Annotated in this window: 15 protein-coding genes; 10 read left to right on the top strand and 5 right to left on the bottom strand. The window is 67.8% G+C overall.

Features of this window, described 5'->3' with window-relative positions; all coding sequences use genetic code 11:
* The first annotated feature begins 69 nt into the window (after window positions 1-69).
* From ACZY0R_RS19590 to ACZY0R_RS19560, 7 genes are all read left to right on the top strand, one after another.
* The gene (locus ACZY0R_RS19590; RefSeq protein WP_488860504.1) at window positions 70-1,218 is read left to right on the top strand and encodes an HPP family protein; all 1,149 of its coding nucleotides are present in this window, start codon (window positions 70-72) and stop codon (window positions 1,216-1,218) included.
* A gap of 16 nt (window positions 1,219-1,234) precedes the next feature.
* Window positions 1,235-1,363: a hypothetical protein gene (locus ACZY0R_RS19585; protein ID WP_488860502.1), complete on the top strand. Its 129-nt coding sequence runs from the start codon at window positions 1,235-1,237 to the stop codon at window positions 1,361-1,363.
* A gap of 268 nt (window positions 1,364-1,631) precedes the next feature.
* Window positions 1,632-2,756, top strand: a complete 1,125-nt coding sequence (locus tag ACZY0R_RS19580) for an AI-2E family transporter (RefSeq protein ID WP_488860500.1) — start codon at window positions 1,632-1,634, stop codon at window positions 2,754-2,756.
* Window positions 2,753-3,415: a paraquat-inducible protein A gene (locus ACZY0R_RS19575; protein WP_488860498.1), complete on the top strand. Its 663-nt coding sequence runs from the start codon at window positions 2,753-2,755 to the stop codon at window positions 3,413-3,415. The genes ACZY0R_RS19580 and ACZY0R_RS19575 overlap by 4 nt, the downstream gene beginning before the upstream one ends.
* Window positions 3,412-4,158: a paraquat-inducible protein A gene (locus ACZY0R_RS19570; RefSeq protein ID WP_428180003.1), complete on the top strand. Its 747-nt coding sequence runs from the start codon at window positions 3,412-3,414 to the stop codon at window positions 4,156-4,158. Before ACZY0R_RS19575 ends, ACZY0R_RS19570 begins: the two co-directional genes overlap by 4 nt.
* Window positions 4,145-5,770, top strand: coding sequence for a PqiB family protein (locus ACZY0R_RS19565; RefSeq protein WP_488860496.1), 1,626 nt, complete (start codon window positions 4,145-4,147; stop codon window positions 5,768-5,770). Before ACZY0R_RS19570 ends, ACZY0R_RS19565 begins: the two co-directional genes overlap by 14 nt.
* 2 nt (window positions 5,771-5,772) lie before the next feature.
* Window positions 5,773-6,402: a PqiC family protein gene (locus ACZY0R_RS19560; RefSeq protein ID WP_488860494.1), complete on the top strand. Its 630-nt coding sequence runs from the start codon at window positions 5,773-5,775 to the stop codon at window positions 6,400-6,402.
* Between the two features lie 48 nt (window positions 6,403-6,450).
* On the opposite strand, the gene ACZY0R_RS19555 is transcribed toward ACZY0R_RS19560, so the two are convergent.
* The 3 genes from ACZY0R_RS19555 to araD form a co-directional block, all read right to left on the bottom strand.
* The gene (locus ACZY0R_RS19555; protein WP_488860492.1) at window positions 6,451-6,990 is read right to left on the bottom strand and encodes a nucleoside 2-deoxyribosyltransferase; all 540 of its coding nucleotides are present in this window, start codon (window positions 6,988-6,990) and stop codon (window positions 6,451-6,453) included.
* Between the two features lie 362 nt (window positions 6,991-7,352).
* The gene (locus ACZY0R_RS19550) at window positions 7,353-8,336 is read right to left on the bottom strand and encodes a tripartite tricarboxylate transporter substrate binding protein (protein WP_488860490.1); all 984 of its coding nucleotides are present in this window, start codon (window positions 8,334-8,336) and stop codon (window positions 7,353-7,355) included.
* Between the two features lie 70 nt (window positions 8,337-8,406).
* Window positions 8,407-10,167, bottom strand: a complete 1,761-nt coding sequence (gene araD / locus ACZY0R_RS19545) for an L-arabinonate dehydratase (protein WP_488860488.1) — start codon at window positions 10,165-10,167, stop codon at window positions 8,407-8,409.
* 262 nt (window positions 10,168-10,429) lie between these two features.
* Between araD and ACZY0R_RS19540 the strand changes: the two genes are divergently transcribed.
* The 3 genes from ACZY0R_RS19540 (at window position 10,430) to ACZY0R_RS19530 (ending at window position 13,011) form a co-directional block, all read left to right on the top strand.
* The gene (locus ACZY0R_RS19540; RefSeq protein ID WP_488860486.1) at window positions 10,430-11,482 is read left to right on the top strand and encodes a LacI family DNA-binding transcriptional regulator; all 1,053 of its coding nucleotides are present in this window, start codon (window positions 10,430-10,432) and stop codon (window positions 11,480-11,482) included.
* 172 nt (window positions 11,483-11,654) lie between these two features.
* Window positions 11,655-12,596, top strand: a complete 942-nt coding sequence (locus ACZY0R_RS19535) for a 2-hydroxyacid dehydrogenase (RefSeq protein ID WP_488860484.1) — start codon at window positions 11,655-11,657, stop codon at window positions 12,594-12,596.
* A 220-nt stretch (window positions 12,597-12,816) separates the two neighbouring features.
* Window positions 12,817-13,011: a DUF1059 domain-containing protein gene (locus tag ACZY0R_RS19530; RefSeq protein WP_035864656.1), complete on the top strand. Its 195-nt coding sequence runs from the start codon at window positions 12,817-12,819 to the stop codon at window positions 13,009-13,011.
* Between the two features lie 88 nt (window positions 13,012-13,099).
* On the opposite strand, the gene ACZY0R_RS19525 is transcribed toward ACZY0R_RS19530, so the two are convergent.
* Together ACZY0R_RS19525 and ACZY0R_RS19520 are read right to left on the bottom strand one after the other, a co-directional pair.
* Window positions 13,100-13,927, bottom strand: coding sequence for a tetratricopeptide repeat protein (locus ACZY0R_RS19525; RefSeq protein WP_488860482.1), 828 nt, complete (start codon window positions 13,925-13,927; stop codon window positions 13,100-13,102).
* A 7-nt stretch (window positions 13,928-13,934) separates the two neighbouring features.
* Window positions 13,935-16,049, bottom strand: coding sequence for a bifunctional 2',3'-cyclic-nucleotide 2'-phosphodiesterase/3'-nucleotidase (locus tag ACZY0R_RS19520; protein WP_488860480.1), 2,115 nt, complete (start codon window positions 16,047-16,049; stop codon window positions 13,935-13,937).
* Between the last annotated feature and the right edge of the window lie 89 nt (window positions 16,050-16,138).

Raw genomic sequence — 16,138 nt, 5'->3', positions numbered from 1 at the left:
ACTTTTGCTTCTTTTTCCTCTTTTGCCCTTTTCCGCTTTCCGCCCCCACCAACACCAGGCCCAGAACCGATGCCCCCATCCCAGGCCCCTTCCCTAGCCGAGTTCCCGCCGGAGCGCACACGCGCGTGGCTGCGCGCGTTTGTTCCCACGCCGATCGCCGCCGGCAAGCGCGAGCGCGTCAAAAGCTGTCTTGGCGCCCTGCTTGGCCTGCTGGTGACGGAGTGGATCAGCCATCACCTGCTTGGCGGCTTCAACCCCTGGTTCGTCGCACCGATGGGCGCCTCCGCCGTGCTCCTGTTCGCGGTGCCGGCGAGCCCGCTGGCGCAGCCGTGGTCCATCATCGGCGGCAACCTGGTGGCGGCGCTGATCGGCGTAGCCTGCGCCCGCTGGATTCCCGGACAGGGACTGGCCGCCGCGGTGGCGGTAGCACTGGCCATCGTCGTCATGTTCCAGCTGCATTGCGTGCACCCGCCCAGCGGCGCGGTGGCGATCACCGCGGTGTTCGGCGGCCCCGCGGTGACGCAGCTTGGCTTTGGCTTCGTGGTGGTGCCGGTGGCGGTCAACTCGATGCTGTTGCTGCTGGTGGCACTGCTGTTCAACAACCTGCTGCGGCGGCGCTATCCGCACCGGCCGGCCGAGCACGCCAACCCGCACCGCACCGCCGATCCGCTGCCGAGCGAGCGCGTGGGTTTCAACCGGAGCGACCTTGACGAAGTACTGAAGGCACGCGGCGAATTTCTCGACATCGAGGAAGACGATCTGGAAGAAATCCTGGTGGCCGCGCAATTACGGGCGTATCGGCGGCGGTTTGGCGACGTGCGTTGCGCGGATATCATGTCGCGCGACATGGTGACCGTGCTGCCGGGACAGAGTGGGAGCGAAGCGCGGGCCTTGCTGCTCAGGCACGGCATCCAGGCATTGCCGGTGGTGGATGGGCAGCGACGCTTGCTCGGGATGCTCGGCCTGGCGGATCTGCTGGCCGCGCGCGCCGGGGCGGCGGGCCAGTTGCGCGCCGGCACCGCCGACGACCTGATGCACACCGGCATGGCTACGGCCCGGCCCGAGCAGCCCATGGTGGAGCTGGCGCGAGCGTTTTCGGATGGCGGGCTGCATCAGATGCCGGTGGTGGATGCGCAGCAGCGGCTGTTGGGCATCGTCACGCAATCGGACCTGATCGCTGCGTTGCTGGAGCGTGGACCGGAGCAGGTAGCAGGATAAGCTGGCAGGCGGCATCGTGGCCGACGGGCTGGAGGACTATCTGCGCTTCGGCATCATCGATTCCGTGATGTTCGGCCCCCCTGCCCCCCGCACCATGCGGCTGTTCCAGACCCGTAACCCGGCGGTGGAATGGAACGGTTGCTGAGCCTGGTCGGCGCGGACGTGGGCGTTGAGCGCACTGCCGCGGCCACGGCCTGCCGGCGCCGGACCGCTTTCTGGCATCGCTGGAAGATGTCTCCGTGGCATGGCATCGTGAGGCGTTCGGCGAGGTCCCGCGGCCACGGTGGCGGCCGCTTGCGTGCCGCAACGCAACATTTTCCCGCCCTGCCCGGCTGCCCGCCTCCGGCACCCCGTGCGTTTTCCTATATATTGTCGGCGTTCAAGTCACACCGGCAGTCCAGGAGATGCACCCGATGAATTCCGGCAAACTGATTGAGAAACTCGCTGCGATTTTCGCGCTGATCGTCCTGATCGGTGGCTCGCTGCTGGTGCTCGCGCCCTTCACCACCGCGCTGCTGTGGAGCTCCATCCTGGCCTTCAGCTCGTGGTACCCCTATACCGTGCTGACGCGCTGGCTGGGCAACCGGCGCAGCCTGGCCGCCGTGATCTGCGTGCTGCTGGCCGCGGTGATCGTGCTGGGCCCCTTTGTCTATGCCGGCACCAGCATCTCCGCGCATATCGACGAGCTGTCCGGCCTGGCCGACCGCATCATGGATCATGGCCTGCCGCCGTTGCCGGAATGGATCACCGGCCTGCCTTATGTGGGCAGCTACCTGCAGAGCTCCTGGGACAAGCTGATCCACGCCGACTCGGAAATGCTGGCCAACCTGCGCAAGCTGATCGCGCCCGTGGGCCATGTGGTGCTGGGCGCGGGCCTGTCGATCGGCGCCGGGCTGGGCCAGCTGGCGCTGTCCATCGTGCTGGCGTTCTTCTTCTATACCGGCGGCGAATTCGCGGTGGCCTGGCTGCGCGCCGGCATGCGCCGCATTGCGGGAGAGCGCGCCGACTACCTGCTGGCGCTGGCCGGCAACACGGTCAAGGGCGTGGTCTACGGCGTGCTTGGCACGGCCTTCGTGCAGGCCGTGCTGGCCGGCATCGGCTTCTGGATCGCCGGCGTGCCCGGCGCCGCCATCCTCGGCTTCGTCACCTTCTTCCTGTCCGTGATCCCGGTGGGGCCGCCGCTGGTGTGGATTCCCGCCGCACTGTGGCTGTATCACACCGGCTCGCTGGGTTGGGCCATCTTCATGGTGGTATGGGGCGTGGGCGTGGTCAGCATGGCCGACAACGTCATCAAGCCCCTGCTGATCAGCAAGGGCACCGACATGCCATTGATCTGGGTGATGCTGGGCGTGTTCGGCGGTGCGCTGGCGTTTGGCTTCCTCGGTGTATTTATCGGCCCGACCCTGCTGGCGGTGGCCTACGCGCTGCTGCGCGACTGGACCATCGGCTCGGAGCACCTGCTCAACCCGCCGCCCGCGCTGGCCCAGGGCAAGCCCCTCACTACCGCCGAAGACGTGGCGGGTTCCGGCAAGGCATGAGCGACGCCTGCCGTTCCGACCCGCACCACGCAGAGCCCGCCCCGCCGGCCGACCTCAGCCGGCTGGTGGCCTGCGAATATTGCGATGCGGTCTACCAGCGTGCAGAGCTCGATCCGGGCGAGCGTGCGCTGTGCCTGCGCTGCGGCGGCCAGCTCTACCGCGAAAACTCGCGCGCCTATACCCGGCTGCTGCCGCTGGTGATCACCGCGCTGATCCTGTTCCTGGTGTCCAACGCCTATCCCATCGTCGAGATGGATCTCAAGGGCGTGCGCACCCAAACCACGCTTTGGGGCGCGGTGCAGGCGCTCTACGCGGATCATATGACGTTGGTGGCGATCCTGGTGTTCGCCACCACCATCCTGTTTCCCCTGTCCGAGATGGTGATGATGCTTTACCTGTTGGTGCCGATGGCGTGGCGCCGCATGCCGCCCGGCTTCGAGCGCATCGTGCGCGGTATCCGGCAAACCCGGCCGTGGGGCATGATCGAAGTCTTCATGATCGGCGTGCTGGTGACGCTGGTGAAGCTATCGACCATGGCCCAGGTGCTGCCTGGCGTCGCGCTGTGGTCGTTCGCCGCGCTGGTCGTCGTACTGGCCGCGATGCTGTCGTTCGACCCGCGCGACCTCTGGCAGTACCTGGACGAGGAGCCGCCCAGATGAGCGTCCCGCCGAATGACAAGAGCGCCGGCCTCAGGGACTCCCGCCTGGCCCGCTCGCGCCGGCTCGCGGCCAACGTGGTGGCGGAACTGACCGACGACGACGAAAGCAAGCCGCTGGCGCAGGTGCCCACGGCCACCTCGATGGGCCTGCTGTCGTGCCACGCCTGCGATGCGCTCAGCCCGCGCACGCTGGAGGGCGAGCCCTGCCCGCGCTGCGGCGCCACCCTGCATCATCGCAAGCCGCAAAGCCTGACCCGTACCTGGGCATTCCTGCTGGCAGCCTACATCCTGTATATCCCCGCCAACCTGCTGCCGGTGATGGTGACGCAGTCCATCCTCGGCACGCAGCGGGACACCATCCTGTCCGGCGTGATCTACCTCTGGCTGTCCGGCTCCAACCTGCTGGCCATCGTGGTCCTGATCGCCAGCATCGTGGTGCCGCTGCTGAAGATGATGATCCTCACCATGCTGCTGCTCTCGGTGCACTTCCGCTCGACCTGGCGGATCCGCCAGCAGACCAGGCTGTACGGACTGGTGGAAGTGATCGGCCGCTGGTCGATGCTCGATATTTTCGTGGTGGCGCTGCTGGCTTCTCTGGTGCGGGCCGGGGCGCTCGCCACCATCATCCCCGGAGCCGGCGCCGTCGCCTTCGGCTCCGTGGTGGTGCTCACCATGATGGCCTCGCTAAGTTTCGACCCCCGCCTGCTGTGGGATTCGCTGGATACAAAAGATGCCCGACCTTGATCAGTCCTCCTCCTCCTCCCCACCGCCCGCGCCCGAGCGGCGGCGCCGCGCGCGCTGGCTGCCCTCGCTGGTATGGCTGATTCCGATCGTGGCGGCGGTGGTTGGCCTGTCGCTGCTGATCCGCACGCTCTCCGAGCGCGGCCCCGAAATCACGGTCACATTCCGCACCGCCGAGGGCCTGGTCCCGGGCAAGACGCCCGTGCGCTACAAGGACGTGGACATCGGCCTGGTGAAGTCGGTCCGGCTGGCGTCGGACCGCTCGCACGTGATCGCCAAGATCGACCTGACCCAGGATGCGGAGAGCTTCTCCACCAAGGACACGCGCTTCTGGGTGGTACGCCCGCGCTTTGCCACCAGCGGCATCTCCGGGCTGGAAACCCTGCTGTCCGGCGCCTACATCGGCGTTGACGCCGGCAAGTCGGAAGAGCGTGTGCGCGTGTTCACGGGCCTGGAAGTACCGCCCGCGGTCACTACCGATGCCTCCGGCAAGCAGTTCGTGCTGCGCGCAGCCGATCTCGGCTCGCTCGATATCGGCTCGCCGGTCTACTACCGCCGCGTGCAGGTGGGCCGGGTGGTGGCCTACCAGCTTGAACCCAACGGGCGCGATCTCTCGCTGCGCGTGTTCATCAACAAGCCTTACGACAAGCTGGTCACCGCCGACTCCCGCTTCTGGCATGCCAGCGGCGTGGACATCAAGCTCGATGCCGGCGGCCTCAAGATCAATACGCAATCGATGGTCACGGTGATGCTGGGGGGGGTTGCCTTCCAGGCGCCGGACGATTCCAAGGCGGCCGACGCCGCCAACGAGAACACCCAGTTCCTGCTGGCCAGCGACCAGACCGAGGCCATGAAGGAGCCCGAGGAACTCGTGCCCTCGCTCGCCGTGCTCAACTTCGATCAGTCGGTGCGCGGCTTGTCGCCCGGCGCGCCGGTGGACTTCCGCGGGGTGGTGGTGGGCCAAGTGCGCTCGATCGGCATCGAATACCAGAGTGCGAAGAAAGCATTCCGCCTGCCGGTCGTGGTGGAGCTGTATCCCTCGCGCATGGGCTTCCGCCCGCAGGACATAGAGGACATCAACCGGGCCCGCAACATCGTCCAGACCCTGATCAAGCGCGGCATGCGCGCGCAGCTGCGCACCGGCAACCTGCTGACGGGCCAGCTCTACGTGGCGCTCGACTTCTTCCCCAAGGCGCCGCCGGCCAGCGTCAACCTGGATGGCGCGCTGCCTGAACTGGCCACCACGCCAGGTGCCTTCGACGAATTGCAGGCCAAGCTTGGCGACATCGTCAACAAGATCGACAAGGTGCCGTTCGAACAGATCGGCCAGGACCTGCGCACGTCGATGGCGACGCTCAACACCATGATGACCAGCGCCGACAAGCTGGTGACGCAGCTCAATGGCGACGTGGCGCCGCAGGTGCTGGCCGCGCTGCAGGACGCGCGCAAGACGCTGGGCGCCGCCAACGGCACGCTCGCCTCCGATGCGCCGCTGCAGCAAGACACGCGCCGCATGATGCAGGAACTGACACGCACCGCGGTGTCGCTGCGCACACTGACCGAATACCTTGAACGCCATCCCGAAGCGCTGGTGCGCGGGAAGCCGGAGAAATAATCATGACCCGCTCGAACCTGATGCTGCCCCTGTTGCCGCCGCTCGCCCTGGCCGCCGCGCTGCTGGCCGGCTGCGCCTCGCCCGATCCGCGCTACTACACGCTGGCCCAGGGGCCCGACGCCACCGTGCCCGCTGCCGGACAGGCCGCCACGCCGGCGCGTGCGGCCCAGGCGCAACCGGTGTGGATCGAGGTTGCGCCGGTGCGCGTGCCCGAGCGCCTGAACCGCCCGCAACTGGTCGTGCGCGACGGCAAGGACGGCGGCGAACTGAAGCTGCTGGACCTGTCGCGCTGGTCCGCGCCCCTGCCCGACGAGCTGCGCGACGCACTGTCGCAGCAACTGCAAGCCAGGCTGGGCGCGGTCGATACCTACCAGCAAGGCCTGTCGGAAGTGGAACCGGTGTACCGCATCACCACCGAAGTGGTCCGTCTGGACGCCGAAGTCGGCCAGCGCGCCGGCGCCGTCATCAACTGGACCGTGCGCCGCCTGCCTGACGGCAAGGTCAACGCCGGCCGCACGCAGGCCGAGTTGCCGGCGCCGGGCGCGGTCGACGGCGTCGTGGCGGCTTATCGCCAGATCGTGGCAAACACGGCGGGGGACATCGCCGCCGGCGTGGAATCGCTGCGCCGCTGAACGGCCGCAAGGCGATGCGGCGGGACGCCAGTCCCGCCCTCACCGCCCTCAGTCCTCGGCCGGCGCGCCGTTCCCCCGGCAACTGCGCCGCCGCTCCGCTTCCGCCATTACCGCCAGGCAAGCCTCGGCATCGCCTGCCACCAGCTTCACCGAACAGGCCAGCATCAGGTTCTTGCCCAGGCCGAAATCCTCCACCACGAAACCGCGCGCATCGAGCCGCTCGCCCTTGTCGCCTGACGCCACGGCGGCACGGTCGAGCAAGGTACCGGGATCGCTGCTGTAGCCCCAGACCGGCTTTTGCAGCGCGATAGCAAATCCCACTTCAAACGCCGTGCCGGAATCCGGCTCACCCGGCCCGCGGAAATCGTCGAGGTTAGCCATCACCATGTCGGCGCGGCGGATCAGGTTGATGTTGGCTTCGTAGATCCAGCGGGCAGTGTCGGGGCCGGACAAGCCGGCCGGAGCCGATTTGTCGAGGGGATACAAACCGTGGAAGCCGTGCCGCGTGCAAAGCGCCTTCAGCGTCTCGCCATAGGCGATGGCGTTCTTGCGAAACACGTCGAAACCGGCGAGGTAAATGGTTTTCATTTTCAGGCGGAGATTGGTGGCTGGCGGCGCATAGCTTATCCGTTCGAGGTTAAGGTTTGAGGTTAAGTTGAAGATTCGGGATCAACGTGAACAGCTTGGGCAACGATTCGCCGTAGCCGTGTGGAACTGACATCGGCCTGCTGGGGTGGTCGCTGTTTTTTTTTGAGCGGTGGTGGCATGTTGCACCCAAAGGAATACGGCGTCCCCCGCAGGGGGATGTCGTACGCACTTGGGTCCAAGATGCCAACACCGCAAAAAGTGACCGGCATCCCCCGCAGGGGGATGTCGTATGCACTTGGGTGCAACAACCATCGCCGCTCAAAAAAACACCGACCAACCCCTCCCAACCAAAGCCCCCCACCTCAATCAATCCTGATATCCGCCGCCTTCACCACCCTCGCCCACTTCCCAATCTCACTACGCTGAAACCCCGCAAACAGCTCCGGCGCCATCCCCGAAGGCTCCATCCCCAGCTTCTCCAGCCGAGCCTGCATATCCGGCGTCTTGATAATCGCCGAGATCTCCCGATACAACCGATCCACGATCGGCTTCGGCGTATTGGCCGGCGCAAAGATCGCCTGCCACGATTCCAGCTCATATCCGGCAACCCCAGCTTCCGCCATCGTCGGCACATTCGGCATGCTCTTGATACGCTTCGCCGAAGTCACGGCCAGCGCCCGCAGCTTGCCCGAATCGATATGCTGCGCAGCCACCACCGTGGTATCGAACATCATCGGCACCTGCCCCGCCATCACATCCTGAATCGCCGGGCCGCTCCCCTTGTACGGAATGTGGGTCAGCTTGATGCCCGCCAGGCTCTTGAACAATTCCCCTGCAAGATGCTGCGAAGTCCCGTTCCCGGCCGAGGCAAACGCCAGCGTATCCGGCCTGGCCTTGGCTTCCGCCACGATGTCCTTCACCGTCTTGAACGGGCTGCCGGCACTGACCACCAGCACATTGGCATTGGTGCCGATCAGGGTGATGGGCGCGAAGGACTTGACCACGTCGTACGGCATCTTCGGATACAGGCTGGCATTGATCGCGTGCGAGCTGATGGTGCCGCCGAGGATGGTGTAGCCATCGGGCGCCGCCTTGGCCGCGAAATCAGAGCCGATGTTGCCGCCGGCGCCGGGGCGGTTCTCCACCACCACGGTAGTGCCAAGCGCCTGCCCGAGACGCTGGCCGATCAGGCGTGCCAGCGTGTCGGTGGTACCGCCGGGCGGGAATGGCACCACGTAGGTGATCGGCTTGCTGGGCCAGTTGGCCTGGGCGGAGGCGTTCAGCGGGAGTACGGCTGCGGCTACGGCGGCAGCGGCGGCCAGCAGCGCAAGGGCTTGGCGTTTCATGGGGTCGTTGTCTCCTCGGTCGTTCTTGTGATGATGGGTCCGCACCCGGCTACGAGACGGGTGCGGTGCTTCAATGGATCTCCGGCTCGCCGCCCTCCGCGGCATCGACAGGCTCCAGGAAATCGAAATCGCAACCCTTGTCCGCCTGGCTGACGTGGCGCAGGTAAAGCTTGCCGTAGCCGCGCTCGAACTTTGGCTCTGGCGCCACCCACGCGGCGCGGCGGCGGGCCAGCTCGTCGTCGCCGATCAGCAGGTTGAGTTTGCGGGCAGGGACATCCAGCTCGACCAGGTCGCCGTCGCGCACGAAGGCGAGCGGGCCACCCACATACGATTCCGGCGTTACGTGCAGCACGCAGGCGCCATAGCTGGTGCCGCTCATGCGGGCGTCGGAAATGCGCACCATGTCGCGCACGCCTTCCCTGAGCAGCTTCTGCGGAATCGGCAACTGGCCCCATTCCGGCATGCCGGGCGCGCCTTGCGGGCCGGCGTTCTGCAGCACGATCACGCAGCTGGCGTCGATGTCGAGCCGCGGGTCGTCGATGCGCGCCGCCATGTCGTTGTAGTCGCGGAACACCACCGCGCGGCCGGTGTGCCGCAGCAGGTCCTGCCGCGCGGCGGGCGGCTTGATGACCGCGCCGTCCGGGGCAAGATTGCCGCGCAGCACGGCAAGGCCGTCGCCAGCCACCAGCGGATTGGTGCGCGGGCGAATCACGTCGTCGTTGAAGACGCGGGCGCCTTCAAGGTTCTCGCCAAGGGTGCGACCGTCGACGGTAAGCGTGCCGGTATCGAGCAGATCGCCCATCTGCGCGAGCATCGCACGCAGGCCGCCGGCATAGTAGAAATCTTCCATCAGGTACTGGCCCGAGGGACGCACGTTGGCCAGCACCGGCGTGCAGCGCGCCAGTTCGTCATAGCGGTCGAGCGAGAGCGCATAGCCGGCGCGGCGCGCCAGCGCGATCAGGTGGACGATGGCGTTGGTGGAGCCCGACAGCGCCAGCGCGGTGCGCACGCCGTTGTCGATGGCGGCGGGCGTGACGATCTCGGAGGGCTTCAGGTCCTGCCACACCATCTCGACGATGCGCCGGCCCGACAGCGACGCCATCTGCGCGTGGCGCGAATCGGGCGCGGGAATCGACGAGGCGCCGGACAAGCTCATGCCGATGGCTTCCACCACCGCCGTCATGGTCGACGCCGTGCCCATGGTCATGCAGTGGCCGGGCGATCGCGCGATGCCGTCTTCAATGCCCTGCCAGTCCTGCTCGGTGATATTGCCCGCACGCAACTCGGCCCAGTACTTCCACGTATCCGAGCCGGAGCCCAGCGTGACGCCGTTCCAGTTGCCGCGCAGCATCGGCCCCGCCGGCACGAAGATCGTGGGCAGGTCCATCGCCAGCGCGCCCATCAGCAAGGCGGGCGTGGTCTTGTCGCAGCCGCCCAGCAGCACGCAGCCATCGGCCGGGTAGGAGCGCAGCAACTCCTCGGTCTCCATCGCCAGCAGGTTGCGGTAGAGCATGGTGGTGGGCTTCTGGAACGGTTCGGACAGGCTCATCGCCGGCATCTCCACCGGGAAGCCGCCGGCCTGCCAGATGCCGCGCTTGACCTCTTCGGCGCGCTGGCGGAAATGGCTGTGGCAGGGGTTGATGTCGCTCCACGTATTGATGATGGCGATGACCGGCTTGCCGGCATAGTCGGCGCGGTTGTAGCCCATCTGCGCAGTGCGCGAACGGTGGCCGAAGGCGCGCAGGTCGTGGGCGCCGTACCAGCGGTGGCTGCGCAGTTCCTCGGGGCGCTTGCGGGGCCGCGCATCCGGCGCGGGGGTGGCGGTGGGCATGGGCTGTCTCCTCTGATCGGTGGCGCCGTTGCGGCGTCTGTCTTTTTTTGTTTTGCGTGAGCGTGCGGCAGCGGTGCCCGCAGTCCCCGGGGAAGACAAATGATAGCGCTGTCATTTGTCTCTCACAACGCATGCGTGCTCGGGGTTAACCCGTCGCGCAGGCGGGCACCGGTGCCCGCCGAGGGGCGACGGCGCTATCATGGCGCCCACGCCGCCGCACCGCGCGGCCGACCGGCAATTCCCGCATCCTTCTTCGAGCTCAATGGCCCCGCCTCGCAAGCCAACCACCCCGCGCACCGCGCCCGCCCCCGCTGCCGGCCGCGCCACCGGCAGCGTCACATTGGCCGACGTGGCCAAGATCGCCGGCGTCTCGCCGATCACCGTGTCGCGCGTGGTCAACCAGCCCGGGCTGGTCTCGGCGCGCACGGTGGCGCGCGTGCAGGAAGCCATCCAGCGCACCGGCTATGTGCCCAACCTGCTGGCCGGCGGCCTCGCCTCGCGGCGCAGCCGCCTGATCGCGGCCATCGTGCCGACCATCGCCAACTCGATCTTCGCCGATACCATCCAGGCGCTCACCGACCGTTTCTCGCAAGCGGGCTACCAGATGATGCTGGGCCTGTCGGGGTACGCCGCCACGCGCGAGCAGGACCTGCTGGCCGCCATCCTCTCGCGCCGCCCCGACGGCATCGTGCTGACCGGCATCGCCCATACCGCCGATACGCGCCGCCGCCTGCTGGCCGCGCGCGTGCCGGTAGTGGAGACCTGGGACATCACGCCCACGCCGATCGACATGCTGGTGGGTTTCTCGCACGAGAAGGTGGGGCAGACCGTAGCCGAATTCCTTTATGCGCGCGGCTACCGGCGGCCCGCCATCCTGTCCGCCAGCGACCAGCGCGCCGAGTCGCGCCGGCTTGGCTTTATCGATGCGCTGGCCCGCCACGGCATCACCGAGGTGCCGAGCAGCATCGTGCCAGCGCCGTCCAGCCTGGGGCTGGGCCGCGAGGGACTGGCGCGGCTGCTCGACGGCGGCGCGCAGCCCGATGTGGTGTTCTGCAGTTCCGACACGCTGGCGCAGGGCGCGCTGTCGGAAGCCCGCGCGCGCGGCCTGCAGGTGCCGGGGCAACTCGCCGTGATGGGCTTCGGCGATCTGAACTTTGCCGCGCACACCTACCCGGCGCTGTCCACGGTGCGCATCGACGGCCCGGCCATCGGCCGCACCGCTGCCGAATGCCTGCTCGCGCGCATCGACGGGCGCGAGGTGGGCGAACGCATCATCGACCTCGGCTTCGAAGTGATCCAGCGCGACAGCGCCTGAAGCCGGCTCGCTCCGCGCCCGGCGCTGCAGTGCCTTGCCGGAAACGTTATGATTGCGCTAGCATCGAACACCGCAACGAGCGGGGACAGGCACCGCCCCCGGCCGACCGGCCTTGCGCCCTGCTCCGCGCACTCTTCCCGGATCCCGCACCCTTTCCTTCGCCTAGCCTCCCATGTCCCAAGTCTCGCTCGTCCAGATCGGCCCCCTTGCGCCGCAGATCAACTCCCGCCTGCGGGAGCAATACCAGGCCGTCCCGCTGTGGGAACAGGCCGACCCGCTGGCATGGCTGCGCGAGCATGCGCAGCAGGCGCGCGTGGCGGTGACGTCCGCCCGCCACGGCATGACGGCCGAAGCCATCGCCGCGATGCCCGGGCTCGAAGCCATCGTCAGCTTCGGCGTGGGCCATGACTCGATCGCGCTGGACGCGGCCCGCGCGCGCGGCATCCAGGTCAGCAACACGCCCGACGTGCTCAACGACTGCGTGGCCGACCTCGCCTTCGGCCTGCTGCTCGACGCCGCGCGTGGCATTGCCCACGGCGACCGCTACGTGCGCGCCGGCAAGTGGGGCCAAGAGAACTTCCCGCTGACCACGCGCGTGTCGGGCAAGAAGCTGGGCATACTGGGCCTTGGCCGCATCGGCGAAAAAGTGGCGCAGCGCGCCGCCGGCTTCGGCATGGACATCGCGTACCACAACCGCCGCCCGCGCGCGGGCGCGCCGTGGCGCCACGAGCCGGACCTGAAGGCACTGGCCGGCTGGGCCGATTTCCTGGCCGTGACCTGCGTGGGCGGGCCGGAAACCGAAGGGCTGGTATCGGCCGGCATCATCGAGGCGCTGGGGCCCAAGGGCATTCTCGTCAATGTCTCGCGCGGCAGCGTGGTGGACGAAGACGCCCTGGTGGCGGCATTGCGCGATGGCCGCCTGGGCGGCGCCGGGCTGGATGTGTTCCGCGACGAGCCGCGGGCCCCGCAGGCGCTGTTCGCGCTGGACAATGTCGTGCTGGCGCCGCACATGGCCAGTGGCACGCACGAGACCCGCGCCGCCATGTCCGGGCTGGTGTTCGAGAATCTCGATGCCTTTCTCGGCACCGGCAAAGTGATCACGCCGGTACTCTGACGGACCGATCCGGCTGGCGCGCCGCGGACATTCCGTGGCGCGCCGCGCGCCCTATACTGAATCAGGCGCCCGCCACCCCGGCGGCGCCACCCTTCCCCGCCTATCGAGGACAACGCCGCGCCAGGGCGCCGCACGGGGTAAGCGCCTGCACGGGGTGCCAGAAGCACCCTGCCCGATTGACCTGATTGACCTGATTGACTTACGCGTCAGGAGGCAAAGCATGGGACGCAAATATATCGATTGCCGCGAGTTTCCGAGTGAGTCGAAGTGCACGGTGGCTATCAGTGCGGACAGCGAGGAAGAACTGCTTGAAGTCGCTGCCCAGCATGCGGTGCAGGTGCACAAGCATGAGGACGGACCTGAATTGCGGCAGATGCTGAAGAGCGCGTTTAAGGATGGGTCGCCCCCGGCGTGAGATCGGGGTGGGGTTGTGGTGCGTTCGTGGCCAGGAATGCGACACCGGCAAACCGCGACAGCCCTCCGCGTACCCACCCCACGACCACTCACGGCTTCAACGCTGGATGCTTCAGCGCATGCGCAGTCTCCCCCAGGTGAGCGAGAAAACTCCCCTCATCCCGCTTCAACCCCAGCTCCCCATACCGATAAGCCATGGCCAGCGCCTGAATCGATTCAGGATGTTCCCGCTCGGCGGCAGCTTCATACCATGCCACCGCGCGCCCCTCGTCACGCGGTACGCCCGCCCCTTCGCGATAGGCATTGGCTAACATGAACATGGCCTGCGCCACGCCAGCATCGGCGGCCACTGCGAACCAGCGGGCAGCCGCGGCCGCATCGGGCGTGCGGCCGTAGCCGCCGCGGTGCAGCAGGCCCAGGTAATACGCGGCCCCGGCATTGCCAGCGGCGGCGGCGAACGCGAAATGCTGCCACGCAGCCGCGGCATCAGGCGTGCCACCGGCACCACCGCCGTCCCCTAGGAAGGCCGCCTTGCCCAGCAGGAAATGCGCGTGCGGGTCCCCGGCCGCTGCCGCTTGCCGCAACCAGTCGACGCCTTCCCCCCGCAGCGCCGCATCCGCTCGCGCCAGCAGTGCCTCTCCCAGCGCAGTCTGCGCCGCCGCCTCCTTGCCCGCCGCGGCGCGGCGCAACGCCGCCAGCGCCTGCGCGTCGCCGGCCGGGCCGGCCAGCGTCTGCCACTGGGCCAGTTCCAGGCGCCGCGCGCTGGCGTGCTCGCGCCACGCCGACGCCCCGCCCACGCAACCTGCCGCCACCGTCACCGCCACCAGCGCGGCGGCGATAACCGGATGCACACGGCCCAGGCGGCGCCGGGGCGCCGTGCGCGCCGGCGTGATCGTTCCATTCGCTATCGTGGTCATCGTTGCCTTACTGGTTGAGGTCGACGCTGTACAGCGACAGGTTCTTGTTGGTGTCGTAGCCCGCCTGCTCCAGCGCGATATTGGCCAGCCCGGCTGCCTGCGCCTGCGCAAGCTGGTTGGCGGCGGAAGCGAACACCACCTTGCCGGCCGTGGCTACCTTGGTGAAGCGCCAGCTGCGCGCGGCGCCGTTGGCGGCGCGCGTGATCGCGCCAGCCTTCTTGATGTACGCGATCAGCACGTCGCGGCTGGCGTCGGGCGAGCCATAGACCGTCTTGCTGCCGTCCAGGCCGGGGAAGTTGCCGCCGCCGCTGGCGCGGTAGTTGTTGGTGGCGACGATGAACTGCTGGCTGGCATCCAGCGGCACGCCCTTGTAGGCGAGGTTCTTGATGCGGCTGCCTGCGGGCTGCGTCACGTCGATCTCGTATTGCAGGTCGGGCGAGGTGAACATGTCGAAGTTGTAGCCGGGGAAGCTGCTGATCAGTGGCTGGTCCGCCGTCTTCGCCGGATCGATCTGGTTGAAGCGCTTGGCAGCCGTCTCCAGCCAGGCCTTGACATCGGTGCCGCTGACCTTCACCGCGTAGATGGTGTTGGGGTAGAGGTAGAGATCCGCGGCATTGTTGATGGCGAGGTTGCCGGACTGCACGTCCGTGAAGTCATTCCCGCCGCCGAAGCCGCTCTTGAACGGCGCCGACACCGACAGCACCGGCAGCGAGGCCAGCGCCGGCAGGTTGGCGGCAATGTAGTCCTTCACGTAGGCGGCCTGCGCCTGGTTGACGATCTGGATCGCGCCGGGATCGCCCACGTCGGCGAAGTACGTGCTCATGCGGTAGTCGGTGGTGCCGATCGGCGTCTTCACGTAGGCGATGGTGGCCTGGTGCTCGGCCTCGACCGCCGCCGCCACGGTGGCATCGGGCGCCACATAGCTCTTGTCGGCATTCTGGATCGAGCGCGCCTCCACCGTGGTGGCGCTCTTGTCGACCACCCAGCGGGTGCCATCATGCGCCAGCTGCAGCTTGATCACGCCAAGGCGGCGGCCCCAGTAGTCGGCCATCACGGTGGGCACGCCGTTGACGGTGCCACGCACCTTGTCCACGCCCGGCAGGTTGAACTGCGCCACCGTGCTGGTGGCGTCCGGGAAGACCTGGTGCGAGTGGCCGATCAGCATGGCGTCTACGCCGGCGACACTGGCAAGATGCCAGCTGCCGTTCTCCATCGCGGGCGAGTAGGCCGAGGCATCGAGCCCGCCGTGGGAAATCACCACCACCAGGTCGGCGCCCCTGGCGCGCATCTCCGGCACGAACTTCTCGGCGGTTTCCTTCACACCTTCGGTGTAGACCTTGCCGTCGAGCCAGCGCTTGTCCCAGCTCATGATGGCCGGCGGCGCGAAGCCGATGATGCCGACCTTGACCGGCACCGTGACGGCCTTGCCGTCGGGGCCCGTGGCGGTGATCTGGCGGGTGATGATGGTGTAAGGCTGGAACAGCGGCGCGCGCGTGCGCACGCTGTACACGTTGGCCAGCACCTGCGGGAAGGCCGGGCCGGCGCACGGCGTCTGCACGGTCGGGTCCGGCAAGCCGTCGACGTTGAAGCGGTTGCCCGTGACCTGGTTCAGGTAGCCCAACCCGTAATTGAATTCGTGGTTGCCGATGCCGCCGCCGTCGAACTTCGCGGCGTTCATCACCTTGTACATGGCCAGCGTGTCGCCGCACTTGAGCGGATTGACCTGGGCCTGGTAGTCCGCCAGCGCCGTGCCCTGGATGGTGTCGCCGTTGTCCAGCAGCAGCGTGTTGGGAAATTCGGTGCGGGCTTGCTTGATCAGGGTCGCCACGCGCTCGAAGCCGAAGGATTTGTCCTCGGCCAGCTTGAAGTAGTCGTAGCTGCGCACATTGGTGTGCAGGTCGGTGGTTTCCAGCAGGGCCAGCGTGGCCTTGGTGCCGGCCGTGACGCTGCCGCCCTGCGGCGTGGTGCCCGTGCCGGCGGGGCTGTCGTCGGAGCCGCAGGCGGCCAGCAGCGCGGTGGCGGCCACGGCGGCGGCAATGGCGGAAAGCCTGGAGACGCCGGAGATCCGGGACGAAGCGATGACGGCACGCGCTCGCGTGGCGACGGTCGGACTGCTGGTCATTTGTGGCTCCCTTCTTTCTTGTTGTGCCTGGAGCCGGACATTGTCCCGAGCGCAAATGGCAGCAGAGTGACGCGCGCGTTACGCCGCTG

The sequence above is a fragment of the Cupriavidus sp. F041 genome, assembly GCF_057814235.1.
Note: the sequence above shows the minus strand (reverse complement) of the source record. Positions and strands in the feature narration are given on the sequence as shown.

Excerpts from the sequence above, each read along its gene's own strand:
- ACZY0R_RS19590 (WP_488860504.1), top strand. The coding sequence starts at position 70 with ATGCCCCCATCCCAGGCCCCTTCCCTAGCCGAGTTCCCGCCGGAGCGC.
- ACZY0R_RS19580 (WP_488860500.1), top strand. The coding sequence starts at position 1,632 with ATGAATTCCGGCAAACTGATTGAGAAACTCGCTGCGATTTTCGCGCTG.
- ACZY0R_RS19575 (WP_488860498.1), top strand. The coding sequence starts at position 2,753 with ATGAGCGACGCCTGCCGTTCCGACCCGCACCACGCAGAGCCCGCCCCG.
- ACZY0R_RS19570 (WP_428180003.1), top strand. The coding sequence starts at position 3,412 with ATGAGCGTCCCGCCGAATGACAAGAGCGCCGGCCTCAGGGACTCCCGC.
- ACZY0R_RS19565 (WP_488860496.1), top strand. The coding sequence starts at position 4,145 with ATGCCCGACCTTGATCAGTCCTCCTCCTCCTCCCCACCGCCCGCGCCC.
- ACZY0R_RS19560 (WP_488860494.1), top strand. The coding sequence starts at position 5,773 with ATGACCCGCTCGAACCTGATGCTGCCCCTGTTGCCGCCGCTCGCCCTG.
- ACZY0R_RS19555 (WP_488860492.1), bottom strand. The coding sequence starts at position 6,990 with ATGAAAACCATTTACCTCGCCGGTTTCGACGTGTTTCGCAAGAACGCC.
- ACZY0R_RS19550 (WP_488860490.1), bottom strand. The coding sequence starts at position 8,336 with ATGAAACGCCAAGCCCTTGCGCTGCTGGCCGCCGCTGCCGCCGTAGCC.
- araD (WP_488860488.1), bottom strand. The coding sequence starts at position 10,167 with ATGCCCACCGCCACCCCCGCGCCGGATGCGCGGCCCCGCAAGCGCCCC.
- ACZY0R_RS19540 (WP_488860486.1), top strand. The coding sequence starts at position 10,430 with ATGGCCCCGCCTCGCAAGCCAACCACCCCGCGCACCGCGCCCGCCCCC.
- ACZY0R_RS19535 (WP_488860484.1), top strand. The coding sequence starts at position 11,655 with ATGTCCCAAGTCTCGCTCGTCCAGATCGGCCCCCTTGCGCCGCAGATC.
- ACZY0R_RS19530 (WP_035864656.1), top strand. The coding sequence starts at position 12,817 with ATGGGACGCAAATATATCGATTGCCGCGAGTTTCCGAGTGAGTCGAAG.
- ACZY0R_RS19525 (WP_488860482.1), bottom strand. The coding sequence starts at position 13,927 with ATGACCACGATAGCGAATGGAACGATCACGCCGGCGCGCACGGCGCCC.
- ACZY0R_RS19520 (WP_488860480.1), bottom strand. The coding sequence starts at position 16,049 with ATGACCAGCAGTCCGACCGTCGCCACGCGAGCGCGTGCCGTCATCGCT.